Annotated in this window: 15 protein-coding genes; 9 read left to right on the top strand and 6 right to left on the bottom strand. The window is 57.9% G+C overall.

Annotated features, from left to right (window positions below; all coding sequences use genetic code 11):
* From HMPREF2854_RS07900 to HMPREF2854_RS07875, 6 genes are all read left to right on the top strand, one after another.
* Positions 1-927, top strand: coding sequence for a F0F1 ATP synthase subunit gamma (locus HMPREF2854_RS07900; RefSeq protein WP_070621151.1), 927 nt, complete (start codon positions 1-3; stop codon positions 925-927).
* A gap of 20 nt (positions 928-947) precedes the next feature.
* On the top strand, positions 948-2,396 hold the full coding sequence (gene atpD, locus HMPREF2854_RS07895) for a F0F1 ATP synthase subunit beta (RefSeq protein WP_070621150.1): 1,449 nt from the start codon (positions 948-950) through the stop codon (positions 2,394-2,396).
* Between the two features lie 4 nt (positions 2,397-2,400).
* Complete coding sequence (locus HMPREF2854_RS07890) at positions 2,401-2,673, top strand: F0F1 ATP synthase subunit epsilon (RefSeq protein ID WP_070621149.1); 273 nt, start codon at positions 2,401-2,403, stop codon at positions 2,671-2,673.
* Positions 2,674-2,699: 26 nt separating this feature from the next.
* Complete coding sequence (locus HMPREF2854_RS07885; protein ID WP_070621148.1) at positions 2,700-3,110, top strand: DUF2550 family protein; 411 nt, start codon at positions 2,700-2,702, stop codon at positions 3,108-3,110.
* 71 nt (positions 3,111-3,181) lie between these two features.
* Positions 3,182-3,877, top strand: a complete 696-nt coding sequence (gene nucS / locus HMPREF2854_RS07880; protein WP_034506233.1) for an endonuclease NucS — start codon at positions 3,182-3,184, stop codon at positions 3,875-3,877.
* An 86-nt stretch (positions 3,878-3,963) separates the two neighbouring features.
* Positions 3,964-5,160, top strand: coding sequence for an N-acetylglucosamine-6-phosphate deacetylase (locus HMPREF2854_RS07875; RefSeq protein ID WP_070621147.1), 1,197 nt, complete (start codon positions 3,964-3,966; stop codon positions 5,158-5,160).
* A 444-nt stretch (positions 5,161-5,604) separates the two neighbouring features.
* On the opposite strand, the gene HMPREF2854_RS07870 is transcribed toward HMPREF2854_RS07875, so the two are convergent.
* The gene (locus tag HMPREF2854_RS07870) at positions 5,605-6,909 is read right to left on the bottom strand and encodes a coiled-coil domain-containing protein (protein ID WP_070621146.1); all 1,305 of its coding nucleotides are present in this window, start codon (positions 6,907-6,909) and stop codon (positions 5,605-5,607) included.
* 202 nt (positions 6,910-7,111) lie between these two features.
* Here HMPREF2854_RS07870 and HMPREF2854_RS07865 point away from each other — a divergent pair, with 202 nt between their 5' ends.
* From HMPREF2854_RS07865 to HMPREF2854_RS07855, 3 genes are read left to right on the top strand one after another with little or no spacing between them, the layout of a single operon-like run.
* Positions 7,112-8,167, top strand: coding sequence for a hypothetical protein (locus HMPREF2854_RS07865; protein WP_148130932.1), 1,056 nt, complete (start codon positions 7,112-7,114; stop codon positions 8,165-8,167).
* Positions 8,164-9,150, top strand: coding sequence for a hypothetical protein (locus HMPREF2854_RS07860; protein WP_070621144.1), 987 nt, complete (start codon positions 8,164-8,166; stop codon positions 9,148-9,150). Before HMPREF2854_RS07865 ends, HMPREF2854_RS07860 begins: the two co-directional genes overlap by 4 nt.
* Positions 9,151-9,189: 39 nt before the next feature.
* Entirely contained in the window at positions 9,190-10,050 is an 861-nt protein-coding gene (locus tag HMPREF2854_RS07855; protein ID WP_083309474.1) for a tetratricopeptide repeat protein, read from the top strand.
* Between the two features lie 76 nt (positions 10,051-10,126).
* Here the strand turns inward: HMPREF2854_RS07855 and glgB are convergent, their stop codons facing one another.
* The 5 genes from glgB to trpS form a co-directional block, all read right to left on the bottom strand.
* Positions 10,127-12,310, bottom strand: a complete 2,184-nt coding sequence (gene glgB / locus HMPREF2854_RS07850; protein WP_070621142.1) for a 1,4-alpha-glucan branching protein GlgB — start codon at positions 12,308-12,310, stop codon at positions 10,127-10,129.
* A gap of 51 nt (positions 12,311-12,361) precedes the next feature.
* Entirely contained in the window at positions 12,362-13,690 is a 1,329-nt protein-coding gene (locus HMPREF2854_RS07845) for a phosphotransferase (RefSeq protein ID WP_070621141.1), read from the bottom strand.
* 2 nt (positions 13,691-13,692) lie between these two features.
* Complete coding sequence (treS, locus tag HMPREF2854_RS07840) at positions 13,693-15,477, bottom strand: maltose alpha-D-glucosyltransferase (RefSeq protein WP_070621140.1); 1,785 nt, start codon at positions 15,475-15,477, stop codon at positions 13,693-13,695.
* Between the two features lie 59 nt (positions 15,478-15,536).
* A complete protein-coding gene (locus tag HMPREF2854_RS07835; protein ID WP_070621236.1) occupies positions 15,537-17,594 on the bottom strand; it encodes an alpha-1,4-glucan--maltose-1-phosphate maltosyltransferase in 2,058 nt (685 codons plus the stop codon).
* Positions 17,595-17,672: 78 nt separating this feature from the next.
* Positions 17,673-18,788 (bottom strand): tryptophan--tRNA ligase, encoded by a 1,116-nt coding sequence (gene trpS, locus HMPREF2854_RS07830; RefSeq protein WP_034506208.1) that lies wholly within the window; start codon positions 18,786-18,788, stop codon positions 17,673-17,675.
* Positions 18,789-18,794: the final 6 nt, after the last annotated feature.

Here is an 18,794-nt window from a genome sequence, read left to right as displayed (position 1 = left end):
ATGGCAGGTCTAAGAGAGATTAAACAGCGTATAGCTTCAACGGAAAAGCTGAAGAAGGTTTTTCATGCGATGGAGCTTATCGCTGCTTCTCGAATTGGCGCGGCGCGCGCTAAGGCAACGCAGGCGGGGCCCTATGAGAAGGCTCTGACGCAGGCTGTTGCTGCTGTAGCGATTCACGGGGGAATGGACCACCCGCTTACGCACCAGCGTGAGGACACGAAACGCGTGGCGGTTCTGGCGGTGACGTCTGACCGCGGTATGGCGGGCGCTTACTCCGCGACGATTCTTCGCGAAACTGAGAAGCTTTTTGAGGAGCTTCGTGAGCAGGGCAAGGAGCCGGTGCTCTACACGGCTGGCAGGCGTGCGGGCGCGTACTTCCGCTTCCGCGGCATTCATGCGGCGAAGACTTGGGAGGGCGAGTCTGATGCTCCGTCTGAGGAGATCATTCACTCCATTGGTAAGGAACTTCTAAGGGCCTTCCTGGAAGAGAATCCAAAGAAGGGTGTTTCGGAGGTATACCTCGTGTTCACCAGGTTTAAGAACATGGTGACGCAGGTTCCCGAGGTGCGCCAGATGCTTCCTCTAACGGTTGTGGATACGCCGCAGGGCGATGAGGAGCGGGAGAGGGAACTCGGGTTTGAGGATCATCCTGAGTTAGCTTTCCCCGAGTACGAGTTTGAGCCGAGTGAGGAAGCGGTGCTGAATGCGCTTCTGCCTCTCTACGTTGAGAACCGTATTCGGAACGCGCTTCTTCAAGCTGCTGCTTCGGAGCTTGCATCTCGCCAGCGCGCGATGCATACCGCTACGGACAATGCGGAAGACCTCATCACAGACTACACTCGCTTGGCGAATTCGGCCCGCCAGGCGGAGATCACGCAAGAAATCAGCGAGATAGTTTCCGGTGCCGACGCTCTATCGAATGGCTGAGGCAGGGACAAGGAATAAACATGACTGCAGAATCTATTAACACTACGGGTGTTGGGCGCATCGCCCGCGTGATTGGCCCGGTTGTGGACGTTGAGTTTCCACCGGATCAGATGCCCGCAATGTACAACGCGCTAGAGGTGGATGTTGACCTGTCCTCGACTGGTGAGGGCGGTCAGAAGTTCACGATGACGCTTGAGGTTGCTCAGTTTATTGGCGACAACCTCATTCGTGCTATCGCTTTGAAGCCCACCGATGGCCTGGTTCGTGGAGCGAAGGTTCGCGACACGGGCAGCCCGATCTCCGTTCCGGTTGGCGACGTGACTCGCGGCAAGGTGTTCAACGTCGTCGGCGAGTGTTTGAACTACCCGGCCGATCAGGTTGAGGTGAAGGAACGCTGGCCGATTCACCGCCAGCCTCCGGCATTTGACCAGCTCGAGCCAAAGACCAAGATGTTCGAGACGGGCATTAAGGTTATTGACCTTCTTACCCCGTACGTGCAGGGTGGCAAGATCGGCCTGTTTGGTGGTGCTGGTGTTGGCAAGACCGTTCTGATCCAGGAAATGATTCAGCGTGTGGCGCAAGACCACGGCGGTGTGTCGGTGTTTGCCGGTGTGGGTGAGCGTACCCGTGAAGGTAACGACCTCATTCATGAGATGGATGAGGCGGGTGTGTTTGACAAGACCGCACTTGTCTTCGGCCAGATGGATGAGCCGCCGGGCACGCGTCTACGCATCGCGCTCACCGGTCTGACGATGGCAGAGTACTTCCGCGACGTGCAGAACCAGGACGTGCTGCTGTTCATTGATAACATCTTCCGCTTTACGCAGGCAGGCTCGGAGGTTTCCACACTTCTTGGCCGTATGCCTTCGGCAGTGGGCTACCAGCCGAACCTCGCCGATGAGATGGGCCAGCTCCAGGAGCGTATTACCTCTGCGGGTGGTAACTCGATTACCTCGTTGCAGGCCATTTACGTTCCTGCGGATGACTACACGGACCCGGCTCCTGCAACCACGTTCGCGCACTTGGATGCAACCACTGAGCTTTCGCGTGACATCGCTTCGCGCGGTCTCTACCCGGCTGTGGATCCGCTGGCTTCCACCTCTCGTATTCTTGACCCGGCCTACGTTGGTCAGGAGCACTACGACGTGGCCACGCAGGTGCAGCAGATTCTGCAGAAGAACAAGGAACTGCAGGACATCATTGCAATCCTTGGCGTGGATGAGCTTTCGGAGCAAGACAAGGTGACGGTTGCCCGTGCACGCCGCATTGAGCAGTTCCTGTCCCAAAACACTTACATGGCTGAGAAGTTCACGGGTGTTGAGGGCTCCACGGTTCCGCTTGATGAAACGATTGAGGCATTCAAGCGCATCGTTGAGGGTAAGTACGACCACATCCCCGAGCAGGCGTTCTTCAACATCGGTGGTATCGATGATCTTGAGCGCGCTTGGGCGAAGCTGCAGAAGGCGTAAGTAGATGGTGAAGTCTAAGATGCTCCAAGTCGAGGTGGTGAGCCGCACGGAAAGGCTATGGCATGGCCTGGCTTCTTCCGTGGTGGTGCCATCTGTTGAAGGTGACCTGGGCGTGTTGGTTGGCCGCGCTCCGCTTCTCGCAGTGCTTCGTCCCGGTTCGGTTGCAATTGAAACTGAGTCCGAAGGACGTAAGATTGTGGAAGTATCGGGCGGCTTCGCCTCGGTTGACTCCGACTTTGTGACGATTGTTGTCGAAGAGGGCAACTTCGCGCAGTAGGATTTGAAAACAGAAGGAGGGCAATCATGAATGTTCTAGGTGGCATCTTGGTTGCCCTCCTTGTTGTTCTTCTAGCGGTCGCTCTAATCGCGCTGTTGGTGCTGTTGATTCGCGTGCGTCGAATTGGGCGGATTGTGGGCACTTTTGAGTGCTGGTACCGGCCGGATGCGTCCGCGGGTTGGATTTCGGGAATGGCTCGTTTTGGCCAGCGAGATTTGCAGTGGTTTCGGCTGGTTGGTTTTCTCGTTGGGCCGCAGTTGCGAATGCCGCGCGAGGGAATGAGTGTATCTGCCCCTATTCACCGTCAGGAGGGCGTGGTTGAGGTTGTGCTCACCTACGGTGACAGTGTTCGACATCTGGCCATGCGTGAAGAGTGGTATAACGGCCTTGTTTCTTGGATTGAGTCGGGCCCGCCTCGGCCTCGGGAAGAGTACTAGCGTACTGATGTAGCGCACCGTAGGGTGCGCTTTTTTGTGCCTGCACCCGGTAGCGCTGTTAGGGTGGGTGGGTGCGAATTGTTATTGCTGAGTGTGCTGTTGATTATTCTGGCCGCCTGGATGCGCATTTGCCGATGGCTAAGCGCGTGCTCATGTTCAAAGGCGATGGCTCTGTATTGGTCCATTCGGATGGCGGCTCGTATAAGCCGCTCAATTGGATGACGGCGCCTTGTAATGTCCGCGTGCAGGAACCAACCGAAACTGAGGCGCAGGCTGGCGTGAGCGAAGTGTGGGTGGTGGAAGCTAAGAAGACGGATGACACGCTGGTGATCCGTGTGGGCGAGGTGTTTTTGGATCACGAGGAGAATCTTGGTGTTGATCCAGGCCTCACGAAGGATGGTGTGGAGGCACACTTGCAGGAGCTACTGGCCGATCAGCCGGAGCTGCTGGGCAAGGGGTGGTGGACCGTTCGCCGCGAGTATCCAACTGCAATCGGTCCGGTAGATATTTTGGTGCGCACAGATGAGGGCGATCCGGTTGCGGTTGAGATCAAGCGCCGCGGCGGTATTGATGGCGTAGAGCAGCTCACCCGCTACCTCGAGCTACTTTCACGTGATCCGCTGTTGAAGGGGATTACAGGTATTTTTGCCGCGCAGGAGATCACCCGCCAGGCTCGCACGCTTGCTGAGGACCGGGGGATTAGGTGCGTGATCCTCGACTATGATGCGATGCGCGGAATGGATGACGCTGATTCGAGACTCTTTTAATCATTAGCTCGTCAGACAAGTGATGTGTTATTAAACTGGAAGTGTCTGGTTTTCTGGTTTGAAGGTATATAAAGGAGCACTTGAGAATGAGCGAGCCTCGGATTTTGCGCGGGCGAGTGGTAACGGAATCGGAAGTGATCTCCGACGGCGCGGTGGTTTTTGACGAAGTTATCCGAAAATGCGGTGTGGTGTCGCAGGTTTTGACTGAGAACGAGGCCGCTCGCGCGGAACGCGTTGACGGCTATATCCTGCCCGGTTTGGTGGATGTCCACTGCCACGGTGGTGGAGGCGAGTCGTTCCCGAATGCGCAGACCGAAGAGCAGGCGATGATTGCGGTGATGGAGCATCGTAGGCATGGCACAACTTCGCTGGTGGCTTCAGGGGTGACGGCAGCTGCGGATGTGCTCCGTTCGCGCGCGGTAACGCTGGCGAACCTGTGCGAGAAAGATGAGCTGGCAGGCATTCATTTTGAGGGCCCATTCGTTTCGGTTGAGCGCAAGGGCGCGCAGGATCCTACTTACATCATTGAGCCGGACGTGGAGCTCACCAAAGAACTGATTGAGCTTTCTAAGGGGTATTGCGTAACGATGACGCTGGCTCCGGAGAAGAAGGGCGCATTCGGTGAGGGGTCGGTAGCCGAAGCGTTGATCGAGGGCGGTGCGCTTCCGTCCTGGGGGCATACGGATGCTGGTCCAGAGTCAGTTCGTAAGGCACTGGAGTACTCGCGGGAAAAGCTCGCCCAGGTTGCCCCTCGTTCACCGAAGGCCACCGCTACGCATTTGTTCAACGGAATGAGGCCAATTCACCATCGTGATCCGGGTCCGGTGCCGGAGTTTATTTCTGATGCGGCGCGCGACGGCGCAATTTTGGAGTTGATTGGTGATGGTGTACACCTGTCTGCGGATATAGTTCGCGCGGTGTATGAGACGCTTGGCCGTGAGTACCTGGTACTGGTAACGGATGCGATGGCTGCCGCCGGTATGCCCGACGGTTCTTACCAGTTGGGCCCGCAAGCTGTGACCGTGAAGGATGGTATTGCCCGTCTTACGGGTGGTGATTCGATCGCGGGAGGTACATCGCACCTACTTGACCAGGTTCGCCTGCTCTACCAGGGCGGTTACGTGCCACTGGTGGATGCGGTTTATATGGCCTCGGTTCAAGGCGCGAAGATCATTGGCGATCAGACAATCGGTTGTTTGCGTGAGGGCATGAAGGCTGATGTTGTGGTTGTCAGTGATAGCCTGGAGCCGGTCACCGTGTATCGTCGCGGTGTGGCAGTTTAACGCGTGGGTAGTGGCGCCCTGGCTTTTGCCGGGGCGCTTCACTTTTTGAGGGAGGTTTAATGGCTCGCCGTAGTGGTAAACGTCCGTATAATCAGCCGCATCGTCCGTTGAATATGGATAGGTTGGCGTCAATGCCGCGCCAGGTGGAGCGCAGTTCGGGCACTTTTAGTGTCCAGCGCCTGTCTCGAGCATCGAAGGAATACACGTGCCCCGGCTGCCATCGGGCTATCACTGTTGGGTCGCCCCACGTGGTTGCGTGGCGTGAGGAGGGTGCGTTCGGCCTTGAAGTCGGGGTTGATGCGCGCCGTCATTGGCATCCACACTGCTGGGATAGTGGGGTCTCAAACTTTTACTAGAGTCAAAATTGGGTTGGTGCCCGGCGCGGAAGTGCTGGGCACCAACCCAATGTAGTGCGTTATTGTTATCGGCTTGCCGCCGATTTGTCTACTTCTTCTCCGGGTCGTCGAAGAGGACGGGGGAGGCAGTGTCCGTGCCTTCTTCTGATTCGGTCAGCCCGGCAATGCTACGGGCGGCGGAGGAACCAAGAAGGCCGCGCATTTCGTCAAGGTATGCGGCAACGGATTCACGCTGGCGAGTTAGCTTTTCAACTGTACGCTGTGCGGCTGCTCGCTCGCTAAGAGCTTCTTGACGCGCGGTTTCGCGTAGCTGGTCGGCTTCGGCTTCGGCAGCAGCAATGATCGCTTCGGCGCTACGGCGAGCATCCTCTTGACGCCTGCGAACAACGGCATCGGTGTCGGTAAGCAGACGTTCCGCACGCTGCAGAGTTTCTGCCAGGTGCTTTTCAGCCTCGCTGACTTGGGTGCGTGCGGCGGTAACCATCGCGGTGGTTTCTTCGCGTGCTTGCTCGTGCGCGGCAGCATCGGCTTCGCGTGCACTGGCGCGCTGGTCGGCGATTTCCTGTTCGGCTTCTTGGCGTGCAACGTTAGCTTTGGCTTTCGCGTCTTCGAGGATGGCGCGTGCCTCTCGCGTGATCTTGTCGGATTCGTCGCGAGCAGCGGCAAGGGAGGATTCAGCAGCGGTTCGTGCAGATTCGAGGGTCTGCTTGGCTTCCGCGTTAGCATTTTCACGTACTGCTTGGGCATCCGCACCGGCGTCGGCACGCATTTGAGCGGCTTCTTGTTCAGAGGCAACGCGCATCTCAACCGTGTCTTTTTGTGCGCGGGCACGCAGGACTTCAACTTCGCGTTCAACGCTTGCGCGTGCGTCGTTTACGTAGGTGTTGGTTTCGGAGCGGAGCGCAGCTGCATCGCGCTGTGCGGACGCAACCATTTCGTCAGCCCGGTGCTGCGCATTGGTAAGGAGGGTTTCCGCTTCGGTCTGGGCGCGGGAGGCGCGTTCGGCGGCTTCGCGGCGTGCTTCGGATAGAAGGGCTTCAGCTTCTGCTTCTGCCCTCGAGGCGAGCCGCTGGGTTTCTGTGCGGGTGCGTTCCATGAGGGCGTCGGATTCTGCCTGCGCCTTCGTGGTGACGGCAATCGCTTGTTCTTCAGCGGAGCGTAGGAGCTGTTCAACGCGTGCGCCAATGCCAGAGAAGGACGCGCGTTCTTGCTCCTCCAAACGGTTACGCGATTCTTCCAGGTCACTTTCGAGGCTCTTGGCCCGGTTTTCCGCAACTTCTGCTCGCCTGCGCGCCTCGGATAGCGCGGTCATGAGAGTCTGCAGTTGTTCATCAACCTGGATGCGATCGTAGCCTCGCATGACAACTGGAAAATCTGTTTGCTCTTCGCTCACGAAATCTCCTCGAAATAAAAGTGCCCCAAAAAATCACACTGTTACTAGTGTAAATCAAACGGGGTACTGAGCGTGAACGCGGGGTAGGGCAAAGCGCTTATAATTCGTGGTTTTGGTCGCTACTTTACGATCTAAATGGTCTGTGGCCGCGATTGCCCCTAATCTGGATGGTAAGTACATCCATTTTTGCGGAGGATTAGTGGTGAACACGCCTACCAAGAGGCAGGGTATCCCGATTGCACTTTCGGCACTCGGCCTAATTATGGTGATTGCCGGTCTGTTGTTTGCAACGGTGTTGCGTCCTGAGTCGACGGTCACCGCACAGGCGGAGCGTCCAGAAACGCCGTATGAGACCACGGTTTCTGGCCTGCTTGGGCTGGTTGACACCAAGGTAACGGTACATGCGGAAGCGCCCGGCCAGCCGATCGTTTTGGCGCTCGGCCGTGATGCTGATGCACAGGCGTGGATCGGCGAGCTTCCTAATACGCAGCTTACGGGCTTGTCGTCGTGGCAGGTCATTGCTTCCACCAAGCACGATGGGGAAAAGCCCGAGGTTAATGCAGACGAGTTCGCCGCAGACGAGTTTGACAAGGCTCTGGCGCAGTCGGATATGTGGCTGGATGTGAAAACCGGCAAGGATTCGCTCTCGTGGGATATTACGATGGATGGTTCCGGATTGGTCATTTTAGCGGCCACAAATGGAGTGGATCCGGCGCCGAAGATTTCTTTGACTTGGCAGCGTGATGCTTCTAGCGCGTGGATCATCGCTCTTACGGTTATCGGCTTAATCTTGCTACTGCTTGGCCTCGTGCCATTCCTAGCACTTCAACGCACTCGTAAGGAACATGCGCGCACTGAAGAAGCTCGCGAGCGCAGACAGCGCGCTTTGCACAAGTTCAGTGATTTGAAGTCCTCCTTCAGCAAGGACGCGGCGTCGAAATCCGCGCGTGATAGCGAGAAGAGCGGGGAGAACTCCAAACCGTCTGCTCAAAACAGTGTGAAGGCAGAGGAAGACCACCAGCGGCGAGTTTCGCTGCTTGAGCGTCAGGCACGCCCTGTAGCTGAGGAGCGCACAGAGATCACCACCACCATTGGCGGAAAGACGCACGTGCTCCCGTCCAGGCGCGCAATTCGTGAGGCTCGCGCTCGCGGCGAGGCCGAGGTATCAATGGGCGGCCAGAGCTTCGCTACGGGCCTCATCCCGGTTATTCCGCGGTCAGACGATGCAGAATCGGATAAGAAGGGGGAGGACGAATGAGGAAAACGATACCTTCAGCGCTACTGATTTTGGCGTTGTCCACCACGGGGCTGGCCGCGTGTTCAAGCGAGGTTCCCCAGCTTCCTTCAACAGAGACGAATACCAATGAATCAGAGCAACCGAACCTGGACGAAGTGCAGGTTACGACGCTGATTTCCGAGGTTGAGTCCGCGTTGGCCGCAGGGGACGAGGCCCTGGATGAAAGCCTGCTTGGGCCGCGGGTGAAGGATCCGGCTCTCGCTATGCGGGCAGCGATGTATAGGCTTGCGAAGGCGCGTGAAGAGGCGGTTGCGAGTCTTGATTTGGATGAGACGGCAGCCACGGTGACTCAGTCGCATACTTGGCCGCGCGCCATTATTGCGCCCACAAAAACCACCGAAGGTGAGTTGCCACAGATTGGCTTCATCACGCAGGAAAACGCCCGTGATGATTACAAGCTAACCAGTTGGGTGCGTATGTTCCCGGGTGAATCGCTTCAAACTATTGCGGTTTCCGAAGGGTCCCCAGTGGTGGCTGCTGATGCGGATAGTTTTGTGTTGTCTCCGCAGGAGGCTCTGACCGAGTGGACGGCGCGGCTTGACGATAAGGCGAATCAGCCTGACCTGTTTGCTGATGATGATTTCACCAAGGCGTATAAGGATCAGCTAAAGCTGAATGATTCATTGGGCGAGAACGGTAAAGTAACGATTGCCGCAACTCCTGCAGAAAAACCGCTAACAGCTGTGGCTTTGGTTGATGGTTCGGCGCTTGTAGCGGGAAATATTTCGTTCACGGTCACGTATGAGCGCGCTAAAGAGAATGCGAAGATCAAGCTTGGCGGCGCCATTGCGGATCTGATGGAAGATCCCGAGGTTCATGACAAGCCCGTGGAGGTCACGTACCTGGCTTCAGTTGCGCTGATTGTTCCTCCCAAGGGCTCTAGCGAGTTGATTCATGCGATTGGCGCGGAGCGCATTCTCGGTTCGTATCGCGTTGTTGAGTAGTTTGGTAATTGAAAGAGGTTTTTGATGTCTGGCGAGTCTATGCCTGCTGATACCTTTGGTGCGGTTTCGTTGGAAGGTGTGGACGCAGATTCCGCCCCGGCTGCGGCTACGCAGGCTTCTGCTGAAGCAGGCCTTACTGGGCCGATTATTCGTGACGTGGACGAGGCGGGTTTGCAAGAGCTTGTTGAGCTTTCGCAAACCCTGCCGGTTGTGATCGACTTTTGGGCTGATTGGTGTCAGCCGTGTAAGCAGCTAACTCCGATTTTGGAGGACGTGATCCGCGAACTCGATGGTCGCGTGGTGCTTGCGAAGATCGATACGGAGGCCAACCAGCAGCTGTCGCAAATGTTCGGGGTGCAGTCCATCCCTACGGTTGTTGCTTTGGTTGGTGGCCGTCCGGTGCCGCTGTTCCAGGGAGCGCAGCCGAAGGACCAGATAGTTGCCGTGTTCAATGAGCTGCTCAAAGTTGCTGCCAACGCTGGTTTGACGGGGCGCATGGTTGACGTCCCGGCTGGTCCAAAAACGAATCCGTTGCATGAGGCTGCGTTGGCCGCTGAGGATGCGGGTGACTTGGAAGGCGCTATCGAGCAATGGGCAAAGGTTTTGGCCCAGGCGCCTAAAGACCAGGTGGCTAAGGAGTCTATCGCGCGTTTGCAACTGGCGAAGCGCGTGCGTGACGACTCTGATGGTTCGGAGCTCTCGCTCGCGGATGCGGCGTTTGTTGAGGGCAATGTAGAGGCCGCATTTGATACGTTGCTCGATGTCATTGCCCGCTCGAAGGGCAGTGATGATGCGGCATTCGAGGCCGCACGTGAGCGTTTGCTTGAGATGTTCACGGTTTTGGGGGTTGACCCGCGGGTGAAGGCGGCTCGCGCGCGTCTTTCAAGCTTGCTGTTCTAACGGCAGGGCCGCTAAGAACAAAAGTGGCGGTGGGATCGGTTCAAAACGATCCCACCGCCACTTTATTGTTTTGCGTTTAGTCGCGTACTGGACGGAGCCAAACAGCGCCTAGTGGTGGCACGCGTAGCTCAACAGAGGCAGGGCGCCCGTTCCAGGGAACATCCTCGGCAATGATCGGGCCCATGTTGCAAACACCAGAACCGCCAAAGATTTCAGCGTCGGTATTGAGAACTTCTTCCCACTTGCCTAAGAACGGCAGGCCTACACGGTAGCCCTCGTGAGGGTTACCAGCGAAGTTGGAGATGCATACCAAAATGTCGGTGTCGCCTGCCTCGTCCTTGCCCTTGCGGATGAAGGAGATGACGTTGTGGTCGGCGTCGCCAGCTTCAATCCACTCGTATCCCGTGTAGTTGTCATCCCACAGGGCAGGGGAGTTCTTGTAGATGTTGTTCAAGCTGGCAACAAGGCGGTTTACGCCACGGTGGCCGGGGTCATCCATGAGCCACCAGTCAAGCGAGTACGCCTCGGACCATTCGGATTCTTGACCGAAGTCTTGGCCCATGAACAGTAGCTGCTTGCCCGGGTGTGACCACTGGTAGGCCAGTAGCGAGCGCAGGCCGGCGAGGCGGCGCCACTTGTCGCCGGGCATCTTCGAAATGAGGGAGCCTTTGCCGTGCACAACTTCGTCGTGTGAGAGCGGCAGGACGTAGTTCTCAGAGAACGCGTATACGAGGGAGAACGTGAGCTCACCGTGGTGCCAGCGTCGGTTTACCGGGTCTTCCTGCATGTAGCGCAGGGTGTCGTTCATCCAGCCCATGTTCCATTTGAGGCCAAAGCCTAGGCCTCCACCGGAGGTGGGGGCGGTAACGCCGGGCCATGCCGTGGATTCTTCGGCGATCATAACAATGCCGGGGTTGCGCCGGTAGGCGGTGGCGTTGGCTTCTTGAATGAACTCGATGGCTTCGAGGTGCTCGCGGCCACCGTACTGGTTGGGACGCCATTCGCCGTCGTTTCGCGAGTAGTCCAGGTAGAGCATGGACGCTACGGCGTCGACGCGCAGTCCGTCGATGTGGAACTCTTCGAGCCAGTACAGGGCGTTGGCCACCAGGAAGTTGCGCACTTCGCGGCGTCCAAAGTTGAACACAAGCGTGCCCCAGTCTGGATGTTCGCCGCGCATTGGGTCCGGGTCCTCGTACAGGGCGGTGCCGTCAAACCTGGCAAGTGCCCAGCTGTCCTTGGGGAAGTGAGCGGGCACCCAGTCGAGGATGACGCCGATGCCGGCCTGGTGTAGCTTGTCTACCAGGTAGCGGAAGTCATCCGGCGTGCCAAATCGGGAGGTCGGCGCGTAGTAGGACGTCACCTGGTAGCCCCATGAACCACCGAATGGGTGTTCTGCGACGGGCATGAACTCAACGTGCGTGTATCCCATGCGCTTGAGGTAGGGGACCAGCTCGTCGGCCAGGGTGCGGTATCCCAGTCCTTGGCGCCATGATCCAATGTGTACCTCGTAGACGGACATGGGGCTGGTGTGCGGGTCTTTGGCGGCCCTAGCTTCCATCCACTCGTGGTCGGACCACTCGTGGAACTTGTCGGTAACAACAGAGGCGGTTGCGGGCGGAATCTCGGTGGCGCGAGCCATGGGATCCGCTTTTTGCATCCAGTTGCCGTCCGGCCCGCAGATTTCGAACTTGTAGCGGGCACCAACCTCAACGCCCGGAACGAACAGCTCCCACACACCCGAGGCACCCAGAGTGCGCATGGCGCTACCGGTGCCGTCCCAGTAGTTGAAGTCACCAACTACACGGACCGCGCGAGCGTTGGGAGCCCAGACGGTGAACGACACTCCGTGTACTTCACCCAGTTCGCTATCGAAGGTGCGAACGTGTGCGCCCAGGGCTTCCCAGAGGTTCTCGTGGCGCCCTTCTCCGATGAGATAGAGGTCCATTTCGCCGATGGTGGGCAAGAAGCGGTAGGGGTCGTCCGAGTCAACGATTTGATCCCCGTAGGTGACGCGCAGGCGGTAGTCGGGAACGGTTTCGTAGGGCAGAACTGCTGTCCAGATGCCGTCTTGCTCGTGGGTGGCTTTATACTCACCGGTTTTGGTGACAATGGTGACGGAATCTGCCAGGTGCCTGACCGTGCGGATGGTTACCGCACCGTCGTGGATGTGGCCACCGAGCACCGAGTGAGGTGAATGATGGGTTGCGTTAGCAACAGCTGAAAGGGTTGCTGAATCTACGGGGTATGGTGTCGCGTTCATAGTTGCAATTCTTCCATGTATGAGCCCAGTTTTTGCGCTTATGAGAGTGTCTTATTTTGCAAGTCGAGTAAGCGCGTTTTCTGGAATCCAGATCCAGTCGGGCCGCATCCGGTATTCGTAGACGGCTTCGTAGGCCGCTTTTTCGATTTCGAGAACGGCGCTGAGCTCGCTCTCAGTTTTGCCAAGGCCTCCGCCACCGGTGTAGCCGTCGATGAAGGCTTCGCGCGCTGCATGTAGCCAGGCCTGGTTTGCGCCTCCCTTGGCAGCGGCGTAGTCAAAAGACCTGAGCATGCCGGCAACGTCGCGCAGTGCGAAGTCAGGTTCGCGGCGTTCTTCCAGTGGACGTAGTGGTTCGCCTTCGAAATCAAGGATTACCCACCCGTCCTCACCCAGGAGGGTTTGGCCTAGGTGGTAATCGCCGTGAATGCGAATCATGGGCGGCAAATTTTCGATATTCCCGATGCCTTCGATTTTGGCTTCGAGGGGTTCGATGAGGTCACTTTCGCGGAGCCTAGGAACTTCAGCTGCGGCCGCAGCGAGGTTGACACGCAGGCGGTCCTTGAGCTGCTCAGCTTGTGCGGGTGCAGACTCGCCGAAGGCTTTTGCCATGTGTTCGTGTAGGCCCGCGGTTACAGTCCCGAGGTCGCGGGCAAGCGGTGCGGGATCCTCGTTCTTACCTGCGATTTCAACGAAGAGTTCAAAGCCATCGCGGCCGTTGTTAACCAGTGATCCGGCAAAGCCAAGTACCACGTTGCCACGCAGCCCTTCCAGCTGGAACTCTTCTTCCAAGTAGGCGATGGGCTTTGGCACATGCGTCCAACCCAGTTTTGCAAGCTCTAGGGTCACTTCCACTTCGGGGTGTAGACCGGGGTGAAGTACGCGAAGCAGTTTCAACACGCAGGCAAATGGGCCACCAAAGCGCACGGAGGTGTTGGATTGCTCTCCGGTAAGCACAAACGCCCTCGACGCTTCTGCAAGTAGGCTCGCTAGTGCTTCATCACCTCGCTGCGGCTCGATGGGGCTGAGCGTGCCGTTTTCGTGAGCTTTGCGTAGCCATGCCCTAAGGAATGCGGGGGAGTACGCTCCGTCGATCAGGTAAGCGCCCTGAAGTTCGGTAATAAGGCCGAAGTCGGGTTTGGTCTCGGTGTATGCAAGCGGTATGGAAATGAAGGTTTCGCCCACTTGAATGATGGAGATCCAGACCGGCTCGAGCGCGTCCTCGCTTTCACCGCAGGCTGGGTCAGCTGAGTAGCTTGAGAGGTCAACGTTGGCAACCAGGCGAACCGATTCGCCGGTGCTTCCGGGGAACCAGCGTTGTTTGTACAGCCAGGTGTCGATTTGGTCTAGTAGGTTTACGTCTGCTGGCCATGAAGCGCCCATGGTTACTCCTCTTCGTCTTCTTCGTTTAGGAATGTGGCTTCGAGCCAGTAGAAGCCGTGGCGTCCAAGCGTGATGTCGATAGTTTCGTCTTCGCGAACGTCAGGGAATCGATTGCCAGAGGCGGTGTCATACAGGTGCCAGCCGCCCATGCCGGGTAGCTGGATGGTGGCTGAGCGAGAAGTGGTAGACAGGTTGTTTACGCACAGCACGGTTTGACGTTCGTCGCGACGCAGATAGGCGAGGACGGCATCGTCTGACGTGGACAGTAGCGTGAGCGATCCGATGCCGAACACGGGGTAGCGTTTGCGTACTTCCAACATGCCGCGTAGCCAGTTGAGCATTGAGGTGGGCCGGGATCGGTGTTCTGCCACGTTGACAGCGGCCGGTGCGTACGGTCCGTCTTCGATTAGGGGCAGGTAGAACGTCTCGGGGTCGCCCTTAGAGAAGCCAGCGCCGGGAGTTGAATCCCACTGCATGGGTGTGCGCACCCCATCGCGGTCTTTGAGCCAAATGTTGTCTCCCATTCCGATCTCGTCACCGTAGTAGAGGAACGGGGATCCGGGGAATGAAAGGAGCATGGCATGCGCCAGTTCAACTTCGCGTCTGGAGCCGCGCAATAGTGGGGCGAGGCGGCGTCGGATACCCACGTTGGCCCGCATGCGCGGTTCGGGTGCGTACCAGCCGTACATGGCTTGGCGCTCCTCGTCGGTGACCATTTCGAGGGTGAGTTCGTCATGATTACGCAAGAAAGTACCCCACTGTCCGCCCTTGGGAAGGGGCGGGGTTGCGGCAAAAGCTTCGCGCACTCCCTTGGAGGTTTCTTCGCGTAGCGCTGCGAAGATCTTGGGCATGATTGGGAAGTGGAAGCATACGTGGCATTCGGGCCTGGAATCGGATCCGAAGTATGCAACCACTTCGTGTGGGGGCTGGTTTGCTTCTGCAATCAGAAGGGTGCCGGGGTATTCCTCGTCGACCATGTCGCGTAGTTCGGCAATGAAGTCGTGGGTGCGCGGCAGGTTCTCGCAGTTGGTGCCGTCTTCCTCGTAGAGGTAGGGGATGGCGTCTAGGCGGAATCCATCCACGCCCGTGTCAGCCCAAAAGCGGATTGTGTTCTTGATAGCTTCACGCACGGCCGGGTTCTCGAAGTTGAGGTCGGGCTGATGGCTGAAGAAGCGGTGCCAGAAATACTGGCCGCGAACTTCGTCGTAAGTCCAGTTGGAATCTTCGGTGTCGATGAAGATGATGCGCGCGTCCAGGTACTCGGCGGGGCGGTCTCGCCATACGTAGAAGTCTCCGTACGGACCGGCTGGATCCTGTCGCGATGCTTGGAACCAGGGATGGGCACAGGAAGTGTGGTTCATGACCATGTCGATTACCACGCGGATGCGGCGCTTGTGAGCCTCCTCCATAAGCGTGCGGAAGTCATCCATCGTGCCGTAGCGAGGATCCACGTTGGTGTAATCCGAGATATCGTATCCGCCGTCGCCCATGGGGGACGGGTAGAACGGGGGAATCCAGATCGCGTCGATGCCCAGCCACGCCAGATAATCGAGCTTTTCCGTGAGACCCTTGAAGTCGCCCGTTCCGTCGTTGTTGGAGTCAAAGAATGAGTGGGTGAGCACTTCGTAAAACACGGCGGTGCGGTACCACTGCGGATCTTCGGCTGGCGTAGGCAACGTGGCTACCACGCGTTCTTCGGGAACTTCGCGGGTGGTGGCATCGTCGCCACCCCGAGGAATCAAGGGGATAGCACCGGTTGGGGCACTGTCTCGCGGCGATAGGGTCATGGTTGTCCTTAAGAAGTCTTTATGCGACGGGGGCGCGGAACGCCGCGCCCCCGCGGTGTTTAGTTGCTCGCAGGGCGCACTGCGAGGACGTGTGCGGTACGGATTGATGGCTCAAGGCGAACGTAGTTGTGCTCGCCCCACTGGTATTCAACGCCATCGAGCTCGTCTACAACGTTCAGCACGGGACCGTTCGGCCCGTAGTTGATAGTGGCACCGAGTTTTGACAGGTCGATGTCGACAGAACCTTCAACCGCGTTGTGCGGATCGAGGTTTACAACAACGATGACGGTGTCTTCTTCACCGTTGGGGCTGAACTTTGCGGGCACGTGCTTTGAGAAGCACAGCAGCCGGTCATCCGAGGTCTCATGCACCTGGATGCGGTGCAACTGCTGGAGGGCCGGGTGGCGGCCTCGTGCGGTGTTTAGCAAAGTGAGTAGGTTTTCGATGCCGTACTTGTTTGCATCTTCCCAGTCGCGGGGGCGGTATTCGTACTTCTCGTTGTCGATTTGCTCTTCAAACCCGGGCCGCTGCACGTTCTCTACGAACTCGTATCCGGAGTAGATGCCCCACGAGGGGGATGCTGTGGCTGCAAGAACTGCGCGTAGGGCGAAGATTGCGGCGCCTCCGGTGGTCATCTGCGGGGTGAGAATGTCGTGCGTGGTGGGCCAGAAGTTCGGGCGCATCACGTGGGCGGTGTCCTTGGAAACCTCTTCAAAGTATTCCAGCAACTCCTTCTTGGTGGTTCTCCAAGTGAAGTATGTGTAGGACTGGTGGTAGCCGAGGGCTCCAAGCGTGCGCATCATGGCAGGCCGCGTGAAGGCTTCGGCAAGGAAGATCACCTCGGGGTGCTTTTCGTTAAATTCGGCTAGGAAACGTTGCCAGAAGCTCAGTGGCTTGGTGTGGGGGTTGTCTACGCGGAACAGGGTTACTCCGTGATCGATCCACTTTTGAACAACGTCGCGAACCGCCCGGTAGATACCTTCTGGATCGTTGTCGAAGTTCAGTGGGTAAATGTCCTGGTACTTCTTGGGCGGGTTTTCCGCGTAGGCAATAGAGCCATCTGCACGTTCGCTAAACCATTCGGGGTGTTCCTTAACCCACGGATGGTCAGGCGAGCATTGCAGAGCAAGGTCAAGCGCTACCTCCATACCGTGTTCGCGCGCTTTGGCAACAAATTTGTCGAAGTCTTCAAACGTGCCAAGGTCGGGATGGATAGCATCATGTCCGCCTTCTGGAGCACCAATTCCGTATGGCGATCCCGGGTCCATCGGACCGGCTTCGAGGGTGTTGTTGCGTCCCTTCCTAAAGGTGGTGCCGATGGGGTGGATAGGGGTCAGGTAGATTACGCTGAAGCCCATGTTCGCAATGCGGGGAATCTGCTGGGCTGCTCCTGCTAGCGTGCCGGACACCCAGTCGCCATTCTCGTCGCGGTGTGCGCCGTAGGAGCGAGGGAAGATCTCATACCAGGAGGAAAACAGCGCGGCCTTGCGGTCTACCTTCAGCGGGTAGGTGCGTGTGCGCGTCCACAGCTCCCGCAGTGGGAAGTGGCGGAACACGTTACGCACTCTCGACGATAGGCCTGCGGATAGCCGCGTTTGGGGCGAGGCGCTTTCGTCGCGTAGTAATTTGGCTGCCTCTAGTAGCACTGCCTTGCCGGCCTTGTCCGGTCCCTTTTGTTTGCGACTTCCCTTGGGGCGGGGGCGTCCGTCGGCGGCGCGTTCCATAAGGCGGGCGCCTTCTTCAAGCATGAGCTCAACGTCCGTGTCGGCCGCTACTTTGATGGCGGCGTCATGTGCCCAGGAGGTGTATGGGTCGGACCAGGTGTCGATGCGGAACTGCCACGCGCCGGGGCGGTCAGGCATGAGCCACGCCTCATAGCGGTCGAGGCCCGGAGCGATGTCATGCATGTAGGCACGCATGTGCTCGTTGCCTTCCGGGTCTATCAGAACGGCTTCTACACCGAGCGCGTCGTGTCCTTCACGGAACACGGTTGCGCGCACGGGGAAGGATTCACCTTCCGTTGCTTTTGCCGGCCAAAGTCCCTGCTCGATTACCGGGAACACCTCGGTTGCAGGGATGCGCGTTATCCGCGCTCGAGGGGGAACTGGATTCTTCATGGTCGAAGTGGTGTTCTTCGCTTTGGCTACTGGCATCGGTCCGGCTCCTTAGACTCGTCGAAAGCTTTGTGAATTGTTTTAGTAGTACTTCATATTCATAGCGGTTAGAACGTCACTTAGTGTCTCGTTTGCAACTTCGTTTGCACGTTCGTTGCCTTTTCTTAGGACTTCAAGCAGGTAGTCCTCGTTTTCAGAAAGCTCAGCGCGACGCGCCCTGATGGGGGCGAGCATGGTATTGAGGTCTTCGGTTACGCGGGCCTTGAGGGCGCCACCACCGCCGTCTCCGATCTGATCGGCAATGGCTTCGGGACTTTCCCCGCAGGCCATGGATGCCATCAGCAGAAGGTTGGAAACTTCGGGACGGTTTTCCGGGTCATAGGTGATGACACGATCGGCATCCGTTTTTGCCTTCTTGAGACGTTTTGCGGTTTCGTCGGCGCTCATTCGTAGCTCAATGGTGTTGCCGCGAGACTTTGACATTTTTTCGCCGTCGAGGCCGAGGACGTGCGAAGCATTGGACAGTAGAGCTTCGGGACGCCTAAAGACCGGCTTATTCTTGTCTGCACGGCCGTAACGACGGTCAAAGCGGTTCGCAATGACGCGCGCTTGTTCGAGGTGTGGCAACTGGTCTTGCCCAACGGGAACGATGTTTGCGCGGCAGAAGAGGATGTCGGCCGCCTGGTGAACCGGGTAGGTGAGGAGGAGCCCGGACATTGCTCGTCCGTCAGTGGCGTCAAGCTCAGCTTTGACAGTGGGGTTGCGGTGTAGTTCGGACTCGGTTACCAGGGATAGGAATGGGAGCATTAGCTGGTTCAAGGCGGGTACGGCGGAGTGCGTGAAGATAGTTGCGCGCTCGGGGTCCATTCCAGCTGCAATGTAGTCGGTAAGTAGCGACAGCACGCGTTCGCGTAGCGGGCCAACGCCGTCGCGGTCAGTGATCACCTGGTAGTCAGCAATCAGCTGCCAGGTTTCAATGCCACGCTGCTGCTGCTCAATACGGTTCTTAATGGTCCCAAAGTAGTGGCCTAGGTGCAGGTGGCCGGTTGGACGGTCACCGGTTAGCATGCGGAATCGGCTTGGGTCCTTGTCGATCTCTTTGTTGAGTTCGGCGGAACGCTCCACAGCGCGGGCCAAAGACGCGGAATCTGTACTCTTACTTAAGGTTTCTTCAGCTTTGTTGCTCACGCGCCTCATCCTATC

The sequence above is a fragment of the Actinomyces sp. HMSC075B09 genome, from assembly GCF_001812395.1.
In the GTDB taxonomy this organism is placed as follows: domain Bacteria; phylum Actinomycetota; class Actinomycetes; order Actinomycetales; family Actinomycetaceae; genus Gleimia; species Gleimia europaea.
This window is presented reverse-complemented; position numbering and strand designations above follow the sequence as displayed.